15 protein-coding genes are annotated in these 18,406 nt (G+C 39.8%); 12 read left to right on the top strand and 3 right to left on the bottom strand.

What is annotated here, in order from left to right; genetic code table 11:
- The first annotated feature begins 680 nt into the window (after positions 1–680).
- The 11 genes from VF06_RS43360 to VF06_RS06765 all read left to right on the top strand — a co-directional run bounded on the left by VF06_RS43360 (position 681) and on the right by VF06_RS06765 (position 13,000).
- Positions 681–2,429 carry a calcium-binding protein gene (locus VF06_RS43360; protein WP_099069370.1) on the top strand — a complete coding sequence of 583 codons (1,749 nt, stop codon included), beginning with the start codon at positions 681–683 and terminating at the stop codon, positions 2,427–2,429.
- A 320-nt stretch (positions 2,430–2,749) separates the two neighbouring features.
- Positions 2,750–3,787, top strand: a complete 1,038-nt coding sequence (locus VF06_RS06810; protein WP_099069371.1) for a calcium-binding protein — start codon at positions 2,750–2,752, stop codon at positions 3,785–3,787.
- Positions 3,788–4,108: 321 nt separating this feature from the next.
- The gene (locus VF06_RS06805; RefSeq protein ID WP_180267341.1) at positions 4,109–4,486 is read left to right on the top strand and encodes a hypothetical protein; all 378 of its coding nucleotides are present in this window, start codon (positions 4,109–4,111) and stop codon (positions 4,484–4,486) included.
- Positions 4,483–5,478 carry a beta-ketoacyl-ACP synthase III gene (locus VF06_RS06800; RefSeq protein WP_099069372.1) on the top strand — a complete coding sequence of 332 codons (996 nt, stop codon included), beginning with the start codon at positions 4,483–4,485 and terminating at the stop codon, positions 5,476–5,478. Before VF06_RS06805 ends, VF06_RS06800 begins: the two co-directional genes overlap by 4 nt.
- A 22-nt stretch (positions 5,479–5,500) precedes the next feature.
- Complete coding sequence (gene acpS, locus VF06_RS06795) at positions 5,501–5,932, top strand: holo-ACP synthase (protein WP_099069373.1); 432 nt, start codon at positions 5,501–5,503, stop codon at positions 5,930–5,932.
- Positions 5,933–5,971: 39 nt separating this feature from the next.
- Positions 5,972–6,745: an alpha/beta hydrolase gene (locus VF06_RS06790; RefSeq protein ID WP_180267860.1), complete on the top strand. Its 774-nt coding sequence runs from the start codon at positions 5,972–5,974 to the stop codon at positions 6,743–6,745.
- A gap of 91 nt (positions 6,746–6,836) precedes the next feature.
- Positions 6,837–7,112, top strand: a complete 276-nt coding sequence (locus tag VF06_RS06785) for a phosphopantetheine-binding protein (RefSeq protein WP_099069375.1) — start codon at positions 6,837–6,839, stop codon at positions 7,110–7,112.
- Positions 7,113–7,276: 164 nt separating this feature from the next.
- Complete coding sequence (gene fabD, locus VF06_RS06780) at positions 7,277–8,242, top strand: ACP S-malonyltransferase (RefSeq protein ID WP_180267339.1); 966 nt, start codon at positions 7,277–7,279, stop codon at positions 8,240–8,242.
- Positions 8,243–8,423: 181 nt separating this feature from the next.
- Entirely contained in the window at positions 8,424–8,717 is a 294-nt protein-coding gene (locus VF06_RS06775; protein WP_099069377.1) for a DUF1330 domain-containing protein, read from the top strand.
- Positions 8,718–8,876: 159 nt separating this feature from the next.
- The gene (locus VF06_RS06770) at positions 8,877–10,214 is read left to right on the top strand and encodes an FAD-dependent oxidoreductase (protein ID WP_099069378.1); all 1,338 of its coding nucleotides are present in this window, start codon (positions 8,877–8,879) and stop codon (positions 10,212–10,214) included.
- Between the two features lie 500 nt (positions 10,215–10,714).
- Positions 10,715–13,000 (top strand): FUSC family protein, encoded by a 2,286-nt coding sequence (locus VF06_RS06765; RefSeq protein ID WP_099069379.1) that lies wholly within the window; start codon positions 10,715–10,717, stop codon positions 12,998–13,000.
- A gap of 34 nt (positions 13,001–13,034) precedes the next feature.
- On the opposite strand, the gene VF06_RS06760 is transcribed toward VF06_RS06765, so the two are convergent.
- Both VF06_RS06760 and VF06_RS06755 read right to left on the bottom strand, forming a co-directional pair.
- Positions 13,035–13,280, bottom strand: coding sequence for a hypothetical protein (locus tag VF06_RS06760; protein ID WP_099069380.1), 246 nt, complete (start codon positions 13,278–13,280; stop codon positions 13,035–13,037).
- Between the two features lie 300 nt (positions 13,281–13,580).
- A complete protein-coding gene (locus tag VF06_RS06755; protein WP_099069381.1) occupies positions 13,581–14,486 on the bottom strand; it encodes an amino acid ABC transporter substrate-binding protein in 906 nt (301 codons plus the stop codon).
- 137 nt (positions 14,487–14,623) lie between these two features.
- On the opposite strand from VF06_RS06755, the gene VF06_RS06750 reads away from it, so the two are divergent.
- Positions 14,624–15,529, top strand: a complete 906-nt coding sequence (locus tag VF06_RS06750; protein WP_099069382.1) for an ABC transporter ATP-binding protein — start codon at positions 14,624–14,626, stop codon at positions 15,527–15,529.
- 65 nt (positions 15,530–15,594) lie between these two features.
- Here VF06_RS06750 and VF06_RS06745 read toward each other — a convergent pair whose 3' ends face one another.
- A complete protein-coding gene (locus VF06_RS06745; protein ID WP_099069383.1) occupies positions 15,595–18,402 on the bottom strand; it encodes a bifunctional acetate--CoA ligase family protein/GNAT family N-acetyltransferase in 2,808 nt (935 codons plus the stop codon).
- Positions 18,403–18,406 lie beyond the last annotated feature (4 nt).

Raw genomic sequence — 18,406 nt, 5'->3', positions numbered from 1 at the left:
ATCAGTTCGTAGTAAGGACTTTAGTCCTTTTTTGAGAACTTTAGTTCTCACTACAAACCTTTAATTATTTACCCTGTTCTACTTACGCTATCGCTCGTAATGACGAAATTACGTTATTTTTTGCGTAAGTCCTGACTTCAACAGTCAATGCTATTTTTGACAATTCCAACCAAATAAGAATCCACTGATATTTCTATAAATCCCTAATCTGTCATCTTTTGCAAAAGCTAACGAGTTTTTCAAATAAGTAACTTATTTCTGCGCGATTAATAATGGCTAAATCTTACTTGAACAGTCGTTTTAGTTATGTTATTGTATTTTCGTAAAGATTAATTTCACAATAGTAAACAATGCTAAACAAGAGTTAAGCCAAAATTACATGGTTAGCATTGGCTACTACTGTTCTTGATTTAAGTTTTTTCAGCAAAATAGCTCAATTCCGTGACAGCAGTTGTGAATTTTGTAGTGCTGTAGAGTTAATAATTTTCAATTATTAGGTCTTCTGAGGCAATACCTGTAGGTATCGCTGCAAGACTACTGAATTTATCTGCATTCAGTGGAATTTGAGTCAGGTAGTTCTTGTCTGTTTCTATCAAAGCTTACGCATTCAAAGCTTACTGGCTTCAATGCGTTGATTCTCATAATTTCCAACCACGACCTATAAAAGCTAGAAGGCAAAAATGGCAAGAAAATTCAATGTCGGAACTCAAGAAAATGATTCTATCCTGCTGATAGCGTCAGAAGATAACAATACTGTTGTTGCCTTGGCCGGTGATGACTTAATCTTTACTGGATTAGGGAATGACTTTATTAATGCAGGTAGTGGCAATGATGTTGTTAGTTCTGGTGATGGAAACGACGTTATCGACGCAGGCGACGGAGATGACATCATTGATGGACAAGAAGGTAATGATTTTATAAATGCTGGAGCCGGAGACGATTTGATTGAAGGTGGACTTGGCAACGATATCATCAGATCTGGAACTGGTAACAACAATATCAATGGTGGTTCTGGCGACGACATTATTTATCTTGCAGGTGAATCAAACACAGTTTTTGCCGAAGCCGGTAATGACAAAATCTTTGGTGATAGTAGTGTAGATGTCATTGATGCAGGTGACGGTGACGACATTGCTTTTGGTGGTGCTGGAGATGACTTTTTAAGTGGTGAAGGTGGTAGCGATCGCCTTAATGGTGGACTTGGTAACGACTTAATAGAAGGCGGAAGCGGAAATGATGAGCTTTCTGGAGATGTCGGTAACGATGTAATTTATGGAAATGATGGCACAGATTTCTTGAATGGTGATGCGGGGAACGATGTCCTCAATGGCGGTCAAGGAAATGACCTGCTGACTGGTGGTACAGACAATGATACTTTAATTGGTGGTGATGGTAACGATGAACTGCAAGGCGGTAGTGGTAGCGATACATTAATTGGTGTCAATACCGATACTAATTCAACCTTTGGAAAAGGCGATATTGATATTCTCACAGGGGGTCTCAGCGCCGATACTTTTGTTTTGGGTGACAAAAACACTGTTTACTACAGCGATGGTCAGCCAGGATCTTTTGGATTTGGAGATTATGCAGTTATCAAAGATTTTGAATCTGGAGTTGATACTATCCAACTGAAAGGTTCAGCATCAAATTACTCATTAATTGCATCTTTTGGAGATTTGCCAAGTGGAACAGCCATATACTATTTTGATAGTTCAAACATTCTGAGTGAATTGATTGGTGTAATTGAAGGACAACCAGTAAGTAATTTCAATCTGAATAATACCAGCCAGTTCTCCTTTGTAAATGATTCATCCACAAACATATTCATTGAAAATGCTGGCTTTGAAGAACCAGAATTGGAAGATGGAAGCTTTAATATTGCAGATGTACCTGGTTGGGTAGTTTACGACCCCAACGGCTACATACCTGAAAATCCCAATGGAATCGAGACTTCCAATTATGATGTATTAGATCCCAACACTGAATACTTCATTAATGAAGCACCAGAAGGTGAAAACGTTGCCGATCTTTATGTAGTTCAACCACCTGGAAGTGGTGGTGTTTTAGGTCTATTCCAAGAACTTGATACTGTTTTAACAGCCAATACCGAATATACCCTACAGGTAGAAGTAGGTAATATCGGAGGTATCTACATCGGAATTGACTTGAGTGGCTTCCCTGGCTATCGTGTGGAACTACTAGCAGGGGATACAGTGATTGCAGCAGACAATAACAGCGTATTCATTGCAGATAAAACCTTTGAAACCTCCACAGTCAAATTCACTGCTACCGAATCAAACCCCTATTTAGGACAGAATTTAGGCATCCGATTGATCAATCTCATAGAAGGGCCGGGATTGGTAGTTAATTTTGATGATGTTCGTTTGACTGCACAAACGCTACCAGAGATATCTGCATCAAATACCTAGTAGTCTGTCAACCCAAAAATGCTGGGTGAGGGTTGGGGAAAGGGGAAAGGGAAAAGGGTAAGGGGTAAAAAACATGAGTCCTTTTCCTTTAAAGACCCAAGTTGCCTTGGCATACTACTAGTTTTTCTCAAACTGATATCATGTCCGGCTAATTACTTGTGATTCAAATCTCTTGGCATTTTAGCGTCAGTCTTCACGATGGTTACTGGACTTGATATTAAACATCTTTTTCATATATGTGCATTCACTCTTAAGTGAATTCCTGAATCTGACTTTTTTCCAACAACACCAACAACAATCTACAAGAGGTAAAAGCAAAAATGGCCAGCTTATTTATTACCGGAACTGAAGGAGACGACTTTATCATTCAGATCGCCTCACAGGACGATATCACTGTTAATGCCCTTGGAGGTAATGACATCATCTCTACTGGAAGCGGTAACGACTTGATTTATGCAGGTAGTGGGGATGACATTATTCCCACCAGAGAAGGCGACGATACTATTTATGCAGGTGATGGTAACGATTTGGTTCCCGGCCAAGAAGGTAATGATTTTATCGATGGTGGTGCGGGTAACGACCTTCTTGGAGGCGGCCCTGGCAACGATGTAATTATATCTGGTACTGGCAACGATACTATCATCGGTGGTGCAGGTAACGACACTATTTATCTTGCAGGTGAAGTGAACGTAGTCTTTGCCGAGGGTGACAATGACATTATCTATGGTGGCGATGGCGTTGACTTAGTTGATGCTGGTGACGGTAATGATAGTGTCTTTGCTGGTGCTGGCGATGACTTTTTCACCGGTGAAGGTGGTAACGACATACTCAATGGTCAGCTTGGTAACGATACCGTAGTTGGTGGTAGAGGAGATGACCGACTGTTTGGTGATGTCGGTAATGACATACTCTTTGGAAATGATGGCGTAGACTTGTTAAATGGTGGCGCTGGAAATGACTCCTTAGATGCTGGTGCAGGAGCAGATAGACTGATTGGTGTCAACACTACTTCTGGATTTGGCAAAGGTGAAATTGACGTTCTCACAGGTGGCCAAGGAGCAGACACCTTTGTTTTAGGTGATAAGAATGCTGTGTACTACAACGACGGTAATAAATCTTCTGTAGGAAATCAAGATTACGCTTTGATCAAAGACTTCCAATTAGGTGTCGATCGCATCGAACTCAAAGGCCCTGCATCCAATTATTTATTGATTCAATCTACTGGTAGCGTTCCCAATGGCACATCTATATTCTTTACTGGTGGTTCCAACATTCTTCCCGAACTCATTGGCGTAATTGAAGGACAAGTAGCTACAACTTTAAATCTCAATAATACCAATCAGTTTTCATTTGTTTAAGGTCAGTTCAATTGATTGAAAGGCTAAAATTTTAGTTTCTAGGCAATCTGTGTTTGTGATGTTAATAGTTGTGGTACTTCATCGTATCACAACTCTTCATCAAACTATAGCGATTCCCAGTTAAGTGAGGTAGAGATAATATTTTTAAAGTTTATTTCGCCCACAAAAAGCCAGATTTTAGACCAATATTCATCACCTGGTCATACAAAATTGATGCTCAATTCTTTTTTATGAAAAACGTAACTATTATTGTTGCGTTCTATGTGAGTAGCTACCAAATCATTGCTTTCATTAAAATTGTTACAACACTTTACAAAAATTATGAATAGCTCTATCCTAGAAACAACACTGAATTTAGAAACTTGCGATATTCAAAAAGCAGTTAAAATTCTTGGTTTAGAAATTTCCGAACAAGAATTGGATGAACTCAAATCTGGCAATAATATTTCACTGACAAGCAGAGATTTAAGTGAAATTGGCTCAGTATTCATCCTTGCAGAAGCAATTTTAAGAACCAAAGTAATTAAAGTTAAAAATGTTACCTTTGATGATTTAGAAAAGGTAACAGAAGACTTTTCACAACACTCAGGAATTCCAATTTATTGCTGGGACTCTGAAACTAGTGGTAAGTGCTGTCTTTTACTAACTCTAGTAGATGGGAAACCTAACATCCGATTATCAAAGGGGAGGTCAAATTGATACCTGTAAAGTTATCTGCTTTGGGAATTTATTTACCAACTCAAGTGATGACAAATCACGATCTAGCTAAAATTGTGGATACATCTGATGAGTGGATTCGTACAAGAACCGGGATAATTGAGCGGCGAATTGCGTCTAGTGAAGAAAGCACATCAACTTTAGCAACAGCCGCAGCAAAACAATTATTGGACAAACGCGGTATCGATTCACTGGAAATAGAAATGATTCTAGTGGCGACTATGATGCCTGATATGCCATTTCCATCAGTTGCCTGTAGAGTGCAAGATAATATAGGGGCTTTTAATGCCTTTGCTTTCGATATATCTGCGGCCTGTTCTGGGTTTGTTTATGGTCTGGAAACAGCAGCTTCTTTTATCAAAGCCGGTGCAGTTCGTAATGCCTTGGTTATAGGTGCAGAAGTCCTTTCTAGATGTATAGATTGGCAAGATCGTTCTACATGTGTGTTGTTTGGAGATGGTGCAGGAGCAGCTTTATTAGAGTCAGGGGAAGAAAATTGTTTTCTTGGTTGTGTACTGCGTGCTGATGGTTCGGGTGAGGATTTGTTGTATATGCCTGGTGGCGGAACTAAACAGCCGACTTCAATTCAAACTGTGGAAAACAGGCAACATTTTTTGAAAATGAATGGCCCAGAACTATTTCAAGCAGTAGTACCTATAGTGTGCGAAACCATCAGCGATGCTTGCAATAAAGCTGAGATTTCCATAGAAGATGTGGAGTTGATTATTCCCCATCAAGCTAACATCCATATTATTGAAGAAGTAGCTGTGTATTTGGGAATTCCATTTGAGCGTTTTATGTGCAATCTTCACAAATATGGAAATACCTCTGCGGCTTCAATTCCACTTGCTTTATATGATGCTGTGGAACAAGGAAAAATTGTTGCAGGCGATTATGTGATGGTGGTGGGGTTTGGAGCAGGACTAACTTGTGGAGCGAGTTTAATTCGCTGGGATAAATCCTTTGTTTGTTAGAGAATCGTTGAGATATTACAAAATGGATATGTTTGTAGAAGACAAAGTTTGTGCGTCTTCTGTTCAGTCAGCAATTCAAGTTAAGACCGGAATAGATATTATTTCGCTCAAAGATATCAAAGATGTAGTAGATGCACCAATAGGAGTCTGGCTGACAGAGCGGGAATGGAAAGACGTTTTAGGTCTTGGCAATGCAAATCATCGGCTGCAAAGATTAGCAGGAAAATTCGCTTGTAAAGAAGCAATTATTAAGGTTTTGCAAGCTGGTATGAGTCAAATAGAATTGGTTGATATAGAAATATTGCATGATAATTCGGGAAAACCAATTGTTTATTTGCATCAAACTGCTCTGGAATTTTGGGAAAAAATTTCAGCTACTCAATTGGATGTCAGCATTAGCCATGACAACAATTTTGCAATAGCGATCGCTATTGCTATCTGTTTAAAAAATTGAAAGTATAAATACTCAAAAAGGTGTTATAATATGTCCAGAATGGAAGCATTTGTTTTCCAAAATAAGCGTGGGCAAAACCTCGTAGGTGTTTTACATCACGGACAAGGAAATGAACCTCAACCTTGTTTAATTGTTTGTCACGGTTTTGCAGGTACTAAGATTGGTGGAAGTCGCCGTTTTGTAGAATTTGCCCGCTATGCAATCAAACATAATTTCTCAATATTCCGGTTTGATTTTGCAGGTTCAGGTGATAGTGACGGTGATTTAGTAGACCTGACTTTAGACAGAGAATTAGAAGATTTAGAAGCTGCAATTGATTTAGTTACCACAATCGATGGTATTGATAAAAATGCCATTGGATTAGTAGGACATTGCTTAGGTGCAGTCACAGTTATCCGAGAAAGTGCCAAAAATTCAAAAATATATAAAACCGTCGCATGGGCACCGTTTACTGATTTAGCCGGCACTGTAATGCGACTGATAGGTGAAGATTCATTTTCTGTTTTAGAAGATGGTGATGAAGCAGAATTTATCTACCACGGAGAACTGATGAAATGCGGCCCAGCAATTATCACCGAATCTTCTGAACTTGATATGTTCAAAGAAATTGAACAAATCCATCAACCTTTGTTAATTATTCATGGAACCGAAGATGCAACAGTTCCTTTACAAGAAGTTAAGCAATTAGTAGAACAAGTGCAAATAACTTCTCCAAATCCACCCAAATTACAAATAATAGAAGGAGCGCATCATTCTTTTCCATTCCATCAAGAAGAATTGTTTGAGCTAACAATCGATTGGTTTTCTAAATAAGTCATTAGCTATGAAGAATGATTTATTTACGACATAAAAATGACAATAGCTCATCCGAAAATTAAACATCTAAACATCAAAGGAGAAAAATATGGTTGCTATCAATGAAAAACCCACTCAAGTACAAGCAGTTTCTTTTGATGAATTTTGTCATGCTGTCGCTCAAAGATTAAACATAGATGTAAATAAACTTCGTCCAGATGCTTATTGGGTAGACGATGTGGGAATATCTTCTGTAGATATTGTCAAAATTGTGATGCTAATACGTCAAAAATTTCATGTGAAAATATCCACAACTCAAGCAGGAAGAATCAAAACTGTAGAAAATGCTTATCAATTATTGGAATCAGGATTAAATAATAAATAGCGTCAATTGAATCTTTGATAAGCAAATAATTTTGGATTTGAGGGTGAAAATTTATTCTCTGCTTATTTGTGAGATTTTATAGCGATTGATAGTTAAATTTTCAATCCCAAATCCAAAATTTTAAATTTCAAATGTGGCTACAGATATGGAGTATTATTTCAGCCATGAAAACATTAACAACAACTGATTATGCTTTAGTTTTTCCCGGACAAGGTTCGCAATATGTTGGAATGGGACTAGAGATTTTTAAAGAGTTTATTTCAGCAGAAAAAATTTATGAAATTGCCGAAGGAGTTAGCAATTTAGATATTCGCAATCTGTGTTTTTTTGGTGATGAAGAAAATTTGATGGAAACTTCCATCACTCAACCTTGCTTGCTAGCGACAAATATAGCATTGTACACTGTCTTTCAAGAGCATTTTTCCAAAAAACCAAAATTTATCTGCGGACATAGTGCTGGAGAATATTCTGCTTTGGTAGCTGCGGGAGTATTATCTTTTACAGATGCGATGAATTTGCTGCAAGTTAGGGGAGCTTTAATGTCAAAAACTAAAGAAGGTGGTATGGTGGCCTTCAAAGGAGTGACATTAGAGGAAGTAGAAAAAATATGCAAACAAAATGTCCAGCCTGGTGGTGTATTAGTTCCTGCTAATTTGAATTCACCAGAACAAATTGTCATATCTGGCGATACTGATTCTATAGAATCAGCTCTTATTTTTGCCTTTGACAATAATTTGAAAGCAATTCCTTTATCTGTTTCTGGGGCATTTCATTCTCCTTTAATGCACGAGGCTGCACAAGAGTTTGCTAACATAATTGCTAATTCTCAATTCCATGATGCTGATATACCCGTGATTTCAAATGTCACAGCAAAGCCAGTAATCAGTGGTTATAATTGGAGCCAGTTGTTAGAGCAACAAATTTATTCTGCTGTTCGTTGGGAAGCTTCAATTCGTTACATTCACGAAAAAGGAATTGATGTTTTTATTGAAGTCGGCCCTGGTAAAGTTTTATCAAAGTTAATCAAAAAAATTCTTCCGTCTGCTATCACTTTGAATGTCGAAAATATTCAATCTTTGCAGCAGACATTGGTGAAACTACAAGAAGTTTTTGACCTACAACTTGTGTAGTCTAGAAAATTTTGCCAAAAATCTAATCATTAGATTTCTTGCAAAAATTGATTTTTCATAGAGATAAAAGTCATTAGTCATTAGTCATTAGGAGTACTGACTATTGGCAGAGGAGTTATTATTCCCCTTGTCTTCCTTGTCTCCCTTGTCCCTTTGTCCCAATTAATGTAGAGGAAGATTAATGGTTCATGTATTAGTCACATTAACGCCTAATCCTCAAGCATCGGAAGCTGCTGAGAAGTATAAAAAACGGGCTGTAGCAATTCGTGATGAATATGGAGCAGAAGTAGTTTTACGTATGCAAACCAAAGAACGATTGCTAGGTTCTTTTGAGGAAGAATCTATCCGGATTTTAAAATTTCCTTCTGTTGAGCATGTACGCGGATGGCTAACAGATCCACGTTACTTGGAAGTTTTGCCATTTCGAGACCAAGCTTATCACAAAGTAACTATTACTGTTTTAGAAGATTTGTGATTTCCAAGGTAATCAAAAGACAAATATAGCAATTAAGTTAGATAAAAAGGAACAAGAAATATTAACAAGTGTTCTTTTTTTACTAACAATAATATGATTGCTATATTTCACAAATCATTTTGAATTGTTATCTTTCGTAAACAAAATTAGAGGTCAATCATGAGTTTACATACATATGCAGTTGTTGGTAGTGGTGCTACTGGTATTGCTGTAACTTACTACTTACGTCAACGTGGTTTTAATGTTGAATTAATTGAGCAAGATGATGCCATTGGCGGACGCATTCGCCCATTTCTCTTAGGAGAAAGACCAGTGCAATTGGGAGGAAAAAATATTGGGAGAACTTACCGCCTTTTTAGAGAGTTTACAGCAGCAATGGGTAACAATCCCTATGAATTTTTTGGGCTGAATTCTTCTCAAGTTCAGAATGATAAATTATTGACTTTAGATAATAGTCGCCGTGTTAAAGCTACTTTGGAATTTATGAGCCAAGGAACTCCCAGAGATATTTGGCGGTTTTGGAATGTTTGTGGAGCCGTGATGCGGAATATGCAAAATGGTCTTTTGGGCGGCCCTTACTTCAATGACCTTTGTAGACGCATGGGAGATCAACCTCTGAGTGAATACTTCAGTTCTAAATTTTGTCAGGTTGTGATGCGGCCTATGACTGTGAGGATGAATGGAGCAGAACCTGATGAAGCTTATGTTGGTAATTTGGGTAGTAATCTCCGCATGGTTCTTGATACTTACGACCAGTTAATTCATGGAATGCAACCTGTATTGGAGCAATTTGCTAAAACTGGGCCTGTGAGATTAAACAGCCGTGTAGAATCTTTAATTGTACGTGATGGACGTGTTGCGGGTTTGCGTTTACGGGATGCTTCTGGCGTGCAAGAAAAAGAGTATGCAGGTGTGATATTAGCAACTCCAGCGACAATTTCTTCTAAAATTGTTGCATCTCAAAATTCACAGTTGTCTCAAATTTTAGACACTGTTAACTACTATCCTGTAACTGTGGTTGTTGCGGAATACGCCCGCGATATTTTCTCGAAAAAAGTACGCGCTTTAGTGTTTAATGACACTTATCCTATTAGTAATGCTGGTGCTTATGGTATTAATGAGCGTAACGTAATTCGCTACACTTTTAGTGGTCGCACAGGTCGCCGTTATATGAAGGATGGAGCTACTCCTGAGGAATTGATTCGTTTAGCAGAGGAAGCTTTAAATCAATATATTCCGATTAGTGGTTCGGATCGCATCAAGTATGTTGCGAAATATCATCCAGTTGGGTTGTGTGCGTATACTAGCAATTACAATCAATTTGCTAATAATCTTAAAACTCAACTTTCTGAATTACCAGGGCTTTTCTTAACAGGTGATTATATGAAAGGAGCTTCTTTAGAAGCCTGTTTTGAAGCTGGTAAAGCTTGTGCTGACCAAGTAGTTCAAGCTGAGGAATTCCAAGTTTCACAAAAATCTGAATTGGCTGCTATTTAATAGGTAGTAGTTCAGCAAGTAGAGGATCGTAAATTCAGGGGGTGGTGTTTTAGGAACAGAAGCCCTCTTTTTTTATTGGGGATGGGGGACAAGGGGAATAATAAGTCTGGGACTTACGCAAAATTATGAAAAAACAAACCGCATAGACGCGGTAGCGGCTTCCCGCAGGGTAGGACGCATTCGCGCAGCGTCTCGTCAGAGAAGGACGCAAAGAAATAGAGTTTGAGAGAGTTTTTGCGGTACGTCCTAAACTCCTCTGTCAACGGTCAACGGTCATCAGTCAGCTTTAATATTATATTTGGAGATTTCCAAGAAATTAATTACCACTACTTGTGGGGTGGACATCTTGTCCGCCCTTGTCCACGGGCGGGCGAGACGCCCACCCCACAAGAAGTAGTTGATTATTTTTTTATTTGCAAGTTCCTTATTCTGCACGTAGTTAAATGTAGGTAAAATGCTGTAAGAGACGATCGCTGTGTTATGGTGGCTAGCCTAAATTAATGTCATTTACAGATAAACGCCGTCTGGGTTGGTTGTTGCAGCAATTTCAACTCAAGCCAGGTAAACCCGACATTTTCTCTGGATTACGTAGTCTTTTGATACTGGGCGTACCCATTGGAGTCGGAATTATTACTGGTCAAGGTGCTACGAGTGCCATCGCCACTATGGGTGCTTGGTTTGTTGGTATGGTAAATGTTGAGGGTACTTACCGCCAAAAAGCAACGGCGCTTGCAGCAGCAACCATTGGCATAACTGTGGTATTTTTAATTGCAAGTTTGGCTAGCGGTCATCTGTGGTTGACTATCCCGGTGACGTTTTTGGTAATATTTATCGCAGCTTTAGCCAGTCTCTACGGTAATGTGGCGGGGTCTGTGGGCTTGGTCACTTCTATTATGTTTGTCATCGCCCTTGCAAAATTTGCTTCATTCTCTAATTTATCCACTCTTATCCAGCAATGTGCTTTGTGTTTGGCTGGAGGAATATGGACTACTGTTTTATCTTCAGTGCTGTGGTTAGTACATCCTGATGCACCCGTCAAGGAGGTGGTTGCTAGGTGTTATGACTCGCTGAGTAAATTTGTAGATTTAGCAAGGGAGAGGGCATTAAATCCAGAGGATGTGCAAGAATGGACGCAACGATTTGTGCAAACCCAGGATATTGTCACTCAAGATTTGATATTTGCCCGTAGTGTCTGGACAGCGATGTGGACTAGGCAAAGGGGTGCTAATCTGCGGGGAAATTACTTTTTGGTGTTAATTGAGGATGCAAATCAAATTGTCAATTCTGTTGTTGCATTGAGTGAATTGTTAGCGATCGCATCCACAAACCAATTATATTTGCAACTGCAAACAGAAATTGAGTTAACAATGGAACAGTTGATAATTGCTGTGCAAATGTTATCACAAGCAATTACCAAAGAAAAGAAGTTAGTTCACCTGGGAGATTTAGACCGGACAGTGGAAGCACTGGAACACCACCGGCTAGTTATCCGCGCTCAACTGTTCAATGAAAACGCAAATATTCCAACAAATAAATATGCCGAGTTACTCAACCTCAACAAAATTACAATGAGTTTGATAAACTTGGCGCAGCAAATTCATACTGAAGCAGAAATTATTGCAGATTTCCAACAGGGAAAACAGCGCCCTATTACTCGAAATATTTCTTTGCCCACTCCACCAAATAATTCTACAATTATTGATACGCTGCGAAATAATTTCACTTTTGATTCAGTTTTGTTTCGTCATGCATTGCGTTTAGCGTTGATAACAACCTTTGCTCAATTCCTGGCTTCGGTATTGCAAATACCTAGAGGTTACTGGATAACCTTAACAGCTTTATTTGCACTCAAGCCCAACTTTGGTGGAACTTCCGAGACAACGGTGCAAAGAGTCATCGGTACTATTTTTGGTGGAATTATTGCGATAGCTGTGCTTTTATTAGTGAATAATCATTTGGCCATCGCCCTTTGTTTCTTATTGTTTGTGTTTACAGCAATGTCAGTGCGATCGCTAAGTTACAGTATATTTACGATACTGCTAACTCCCGCTATTATTTTATTACTCAACTTGATTAATGCAGGTGACTGGAAGATTGGAATATTGCGTATTGTTGATAGTTTAGTTGGTGGTGTGTTAGCACTGCTTGGCAGTTATTTGCTTTTTCCGCGTTGGGAACGAGAGCAACTTCCAGCACAATTAGAAAAGACAATTCGAGCAAATCTCGCTTACTTTCAGCAGGTAATAGCCAATTATCTCCATCCACAACGCAGTGCATCTACTGATTCTATTAATACGCTACGTCATCAAGCAGCATTAGAAAACGCCAACGCCAGCGCCGCAGCTCAAAGATTGTTCAGCGAACCTCGTCATGTCCAGGGAGAAATTGAACCTGTAATGACCTTGATGTTATATATTCGTGGCTTTTTCGGTTCAGTGACAACACTGGGGGAACACATGCGGGAATTTAGCGGCGAGTATCAATTTACTGAACTCAACCGCTTAACTGATACGATTATTCAAGTTTTGGAAAATTTAGCAGATGCGCTGCAACAAAGACAGCCACCCCAACAGTTACCACCACTCGATAGCTATCTCGAAGTGATTCAAAGCCAAATTCAACAACTGCATACTGCTCGATTATCAGAAATTGCCACAAATCCTAATATTTTGACTTCTCCCACATTACAAGCCGTTCGAGAACAAACTCCTTTATCCATAGAACTAGAGCGAATTGTTAATGAAGTTAAAGTTATACATTGTGTGATTGCGCGGATGCAAAATTGAGCAGGACTTAGGCAAAAATAACGTAATTTCGTTATTACGATTGATGCAACTCAATTGTGACTCGACGCAACTCAATTGTCAGGCGACGCAACTCAATTGTGACTCGACACAACTCAATTGTGACTCGACGCAACTCAATTGTGACTCGACGCAACTCAATTGTCAGGCGACGCAACTCAATTGTGACTCGACGCAACTCAATTGTCAGGCGACGCAACTCAATTGTCAGGCGACGCAACTCAATTGTGACTCGACGCAACTCAATTGTCAGGCGACGCAACTCAATTGTGAGTCAATAAACTAATATGCTTTGAATTTGCATAACTCCCCACCCCACCTTTGCTAACGCAAAACCTCCCAGGGAATTGAGGGGTGGGGTAAAACGGTTGTGGGACAAGCGTTTGAGCTTAAGTTTACACCAATGGCAGGATGCCCACCGCACAAGAGTTTTAATCTTAAGTAAGTCGGGGAGAATAAGCTAATCGTCATTCAAATTGCATCTCCGTGTCCCCACGTCTTTCTAACGAGTTGAGTTATGCAATTTAAAAGCGCATCAGCTTAAATTCCACCACAGGCGATATCACAGTTCGCTTTTGGGAATTTCTTCACGAAATTCTATAACTAATCGCATAGTTTCCACTACCAAATCGCGTAAATCACGATTGAGTGCTACAGTGCCTTGAGACCCAAACCAACGGTCAAAAATAGCAACATATCGGGGGTTACCGTTGATAAATCCTTGCATAAATTTGACTAGAGAATAGTTGACTGTATCCAAGAATTTCGAGTTATTTTCTGGTACCATGCAAGCGATACCTTCTTGCGAATAGGGGCGAGGGGGTACGATGGTAAAAGCATCTGGATTTTTTTGCTGTTGCAGCCATCCTTCTAAAATAATGCTATCGGATGAAAAAGCGTCAATAGTACCTTTTTGTAAAGCTGTGTATCCTTCTGCCCTAGTTTTAAAATACACCAGTTTGGCTTTTGGTTGTACGCGAGCGATCGCCTGTTCGTTTGTGGTTCCTGCTAACACGCCAATTCGTTTATCAATCAGGGATTCAGCAGAACCTAGATTACTTTCTTTGTTAACCAATAATTGGGTTCCGGTGACACCGTAGCTTACAGAAAAGTCTACTTTTTTATCTCGCTCCCATGTAAAACTACTAGCATCACATACAATATCAACTTGTTGATTAACTATTTTGGGAATCCGTTCAGAGGGACTAAGACCAACTAATTCCAGTTTAATTTTTTTTCGCAGGTTTTTTTCTAATTGCTCTTTAATCAGAGTTAGCATATCGACAGAATAGCCATTTAACTTTTTTTGACTATCCACATAGGCAAAAGGTAGCGCATCTCTACTAGTACCAGCAGTTAATACTCCCGTTCTGGCTACTTTTTCCATCACAGTCTCAGCAGCTACTACATGAGGCACGAGCATTGCAAACATGATACTTAAAATCGGAATAGCAATTTTTTTAGACATCAGCTTTTAGAGTAGGTTGTTGTTGCAGAAATCAAATCTAATTTATATGTTAAGTTCAAGAAGTTATCATTATCGAGTACATAATCAGGTTATCTAGTAATTATTCTTTACAGACTCCTTTGTTTTGCAGCTACATTATGTTAAAAATCCAAAATTTAAATAAGTCTTATAAATTGAGAAAAGTTTTACAAAATTTAAATCTCCATATTGATGCAGGGGAAATTTATGGCTTACTCGGTGCTAATGGAGCAGGTAAAACCACTACTATTAATATTATTTGTAATTTGTTAAAACCCGATAGCGGTAATGTTATAATTAACAATCAGCCTATTTCTCAAGCAACCAAAAAAATTATTGGCATTGCCCCCCAAGAAAATTTACTCTATAAAACTTTAACTTGTGAAGAAAATCTCAAGTTTTTTGCTGATATTTATGGTTTAGATCGAAAAACGCGCCAGCAACAAATAAAAGCAACTCTGGCGGCTGTAAATTTATTAGACAGAGCCAAAAGTCCGGTAGAAACTCTCAGTGGTGGAATGCAACGACGGTTGAATATTGCAGTGGCTTTGGTACATCAGCCGCAGTTGCTAATTCTTGATGAGCCGACTACTGGCTTAGATATTGAGGCGCGATATGAAATTTGGGAACTAATTCGACAATTGAAAAATCAGGGAGTAACGATTTTATTAACGACTCATTTATTAGATGAAGCTGAGCGTCTTTGTCAGAGAATTGGTATTTTAAAAGATGGTCAAATTTTGGCTGAAGGTAGTTTAGCACAATTACGCGCCTTAATTCCAACTTCTGAAATTGTAGTGGTGCAAACTCCAGAAGAAGAACTAGCGATCGCCCGCGCCCAAGAATACGGTTTTACACCGCGACGTTATGGTGATGAGTTAACTTTTTGGTTACCAGAACCACTAGAATTAAAAGAAATTATTTCTCGATTTGAAGGTATTCCTATTAATGCCATCGCACGTCAACCCGTGCGATTAGAACATATTTATATAGAACTCACATCAACCCCAACTAAGACAAAATGAAAGGGAATAGGGAAACATCGGTAGGAACAAACGGTTGTTTGCCCTTACATTATTTGTGGAGATGCCTATTGCCCATTCCCTGTAACAATATCAATTTGAGCTTTCACCACAGTAGAATCATCTGTGGGTTGGATGCGAAAACCTAGTTTTTCACAAACTTTTTGCATCCCATAATTATCAACCAAAATATCAGCAGTAATTGTATTTAGCTGTTCATCTCGACTAACTTGCAGTAACCTTTGTAATAACTCGGTTCCTATACCTTGGCATTGACAGCGATCGCTCACTACAATAGCAAATTCGGCTGCATTCGTACCATGTATTTTACTTAACCGACCAACTGCCAATATTTCCCGTGTCTGCGTTTGGGGATTTTGATATTCTACAACTAAGGCGATTTCGCGATCGTAATCAATAAAGCAGATACGTGTGAGTCGTTCGTGTGCTACTCTCGACTGGAGTTTAATTAAGTGAAAATATCGAAAATAAACGCTTTCCTGGGAGAGGGTGTTGTGAAATTGCACCATTAGCGGTTCATCTTCTGGACGGATGGGACGAATGGTAACAGCAGTGCCATCTTTCATCGTCCAGTTACTAATATATTGTGTAGGATAAGGTCGAATGGCTAACTTTGGCAGTTCGCTTTGTTTAACATTTGATTCGTGAAGAATAATTCGAGCATCCACAGCTATTAATTGTTCAGATGAAGCCAGCAACGGATTAATGTCGATTTCCTTAATCCAACGCTGTTCCACAACTAATTGACTAAATACCACCATTAATTGTTCAAGAGCAGCTAAATCAACACTTTTGCGCCCCCGGACTCCTTGAAGGGCCTTGTAAATTTGTGTTTGCTCCATCATCCGGCGTGCTAAAGTGGTATTCAGGGGTGGAAGTGCGATCGCCCGATCTTGAAAAACCTCAACGAGCTGTCCTCCTGCGCCAAACAGCAACACTGGCCCAAACTGTACATCCAAACTACTACCAATAATTAGTTCATAGCCAGTCATTTTGACCATTGGCTGCACCGTCACCCCCAAAAACAATCCTGTGGAGACGCGATTCATCGCATCTAAATAATCAGGGTCGTGTTGCAATTTCTCTCGTAAACACGATTCAATAGCGCGGTAGGCATGTCTTACAGCATCAGCATCTTTTAAATTTAATTGCACGCCACCAACATCAGTTTTATGAGTAATTACCTCAGAAAACAACTTTAAAACCACCGGATAACCAATTTTTTCTGCACATTGCACCGCTTCATCTTCATTTTTTGCAATGCAAGTGGTAACCACCGGAATTCCATAAGCTGCTAAAATTTGCTTGGATTCAAATTCTGTGAGAATAGTCCGTTGTGCCTGACGTGCTGTTTGGATAATTTTTTCTACACAGTTACGGTCTGGAATACCCGATCCAGAGTCGAATTCGGGCATTATGGGGGTTTCATAAATACCACGCAAATTATAACTAGACTGCCACATGTAACTAAACATCCGAGCCGCAGTATCAGGGTAAGGATATGTAGGGATATGGTGACGGTTGAGAATCATCTCACCTGCGGCGATGTCTGCTCCTCCCATCCAACTAGCAAGGATGGGTTTACTTGCTATCTTTGCGTAGGGTTTCAATTGTTCGGCGGTTTGGGTGGGGTCTGTCATTGCTTGGGGAGTCAGAATTACCAATAAGCCATCACTATTTGGATCTTTGGCAGCAATTTCTAAGGCTTTGGTATATCGTTGGGGGTCGGCATCGCCGAGAATATCAATAGGGTTACCGTGACTCCAATGTGTGGGTAGTATTTCATTCAAGGATGCGATAGTTTCTTGGGAAATTGGTGCAACTTCTCCACCAGCTGCAATTAAAGCATCAGTAGCCAAAACTCCAGGGCCGCCTGCATTAGTGACAATTGTCAGGCGTGGCCCTTGGGGACGGGGTTGTTTTGCTAGTACCTCCGCCATATCGAACAAGTCAGAGATGCTGTTGACACGCAACACCCCGCAACGCCGGAAAGCTGCATCCAGAACTTCATCACTACCTGTAAGTGCGCCAGTGTGGGAAGCTGCGGCTTTGGCGGCGGCGGCGGTGCGTCCTGCTTTAATGACAATAATCGGCTTAGTTAAAGCAACTTCCCGCGCTGCTGAAAGAAACGATCGCGCGTTTCCAATTGACTCCATGTAAATTACAATACTTTTTGTCTGCGGGTCATCACCAAGGTAGTAAATTAAATCTCCCCAACCTACATCCAGCATTGAACCAAGGGAAACAAAGGCGCTAAAACCAACGTTTTCCCGAAAACTCCAATCAAGGATAGCAGTGCAAAGCGCTCCACTTTGACTAATAAAGCCAACATTTCCAGGACGCGCCATCGTACTGGCAAAAGTCGCATTTAAACCCGTGCGCGGACTCATCACACCCAAGCAGTTGGGGCCAATAATCCGCATTTTGCCGCGATGTGCTTGCTCAAGTATTTGCTGTTCCAAGGCTACACCCTCTGCACCAGCTTCTTTAAAACCGGCACTAAGAATAATTGCACCTTTGACACCTGCATCTATGCATTGATTGATAATATTGGGGACTGTTGGTGCTGGTGTGGCGATAACTGCTAAATCAACTCGTTCCGGAACATCAAAGATAGTCGGGTAGGCTTTAATTCCCAGGATGCTGTGGCGCTTAGGATTTACAGGAAAAATTATTCCACCAAAAGGATTGCTAATTAAGTTCCATAACAGAGTGCGTCCAACACTATCAGCCTTTTCGCTAGCACCAATTACCGCAACACTTTTTGCAGCAAAGATAGCATCGAGAGGATTAACTTTCTCAGTTCCCAAAATATCATAGGCGTGTTCGATGGGTGACTGGATAGGCTTGTGCATGAGT

It is taken from the genome of Nostoc linckia z4, from assembly GCF_002608075.1.
GTDB classification, from domain to species: Bacteria; Cyanobacteriota; Cyanobacteriia; order Cyanobacteriales; family Nostocaceae; genus Nostoc; species Nostoc linckia.
This window is presented reverse-complemented; position numbering and strand designations above follow the sequence as displayed.

Excerpts from the sequence above, each read along its gene's own strand:
- VF06_RS06790 (WP_180267860.1), top strand. The coding sequence starts at position 5,972 with ATGGAAGCATTTGTTTTCCAAAATAAGCGTGGGCAAAACCTCGTAGGT.
- VF06_RS06810 (WP_099069371.1), top strand. The coding sequence starts at position 2,750 with ATGGCCAGCTTATTTATTACCGGAACTGAAGGAGACGACTTTATCATT.
- VF06_RS06745 (WP_099069383.1), bottom strand. The coding sequence starts at position 18,402 with ATGCACAAGCCTATCCAGTCACCCATCGAACACGCCTATGATATTTTG.
- VF06_RS06775 (WP_099069377.1), top strand. The coding sequence starts at position 8,424 with ATGGTTCATGTATTAGTCACATTAACGCCTAATCCTCAAGCATCGGAA.
- VF06_RS06770 (WP_099069378.1), top strand. The coding sequence starts at position 8,877 with ATGAGTTTACATACATATGCAGTTGTTGGTAGTGGTGCTACTGGTATT.
- acpS (WP_099069373.1), top strand. The coding sequence starts at position 5,501 with ATGGATATGTTTGTAGAAGACAAAGTTTGTGCGTCTTCTGTTCAGTCA.
- VF06_RS06785 (WP_099069375.1), top strand. The coding sequence starts at position 6,837 with ATGGTTGCTATCAATGAAAAACCCACTCAAGTACAAGCAGTTTCTTTT.
- VF06_RS06765 (WP_099069379.1), top strand. The coding sequence starts at position 10,715 with ATGTCATTTACAGATAAACGCCGTCTGGGTTGGTTGTTGCAGCAATTT.
- VF06_RS06750 (WP_099069382.1), top strand. The coding sequence starts at position 14,624 with ATGTTAAAAATCCAAAATTTAAATAAGTCTTATAAATTGAGAAAAGTT.
- fabD (WP_180267339.1), top strand. The coding sequence starts at position 7,277 with ATGAAAACATTAACAACAACTGATTATGCTTTAGTTTTTCCCGGACAA.
- VF06_RS43360 (WP_099069370.1), top strand. The coding sequence starts at position 681 with ATGGCAAGAAAATTCAATGTCGGAACTCAAGAAAATGATTCTATCCTG.
- VF06_RS06805 (WP_180267341.1), top strand. The coding sequence starts at position 4,109 with ATGAATAGCTCTATCCTAGAAACAACACTGAATTTAGAAACTTGCGAT.
- VF06_RS06755 (WP_099069381.1), bottom strand. The coding sequence starts at position 14,486 with ATGTCTAAAAAAATTGCTATTCCGATTTTAAGTATCATGTTTGCAATG.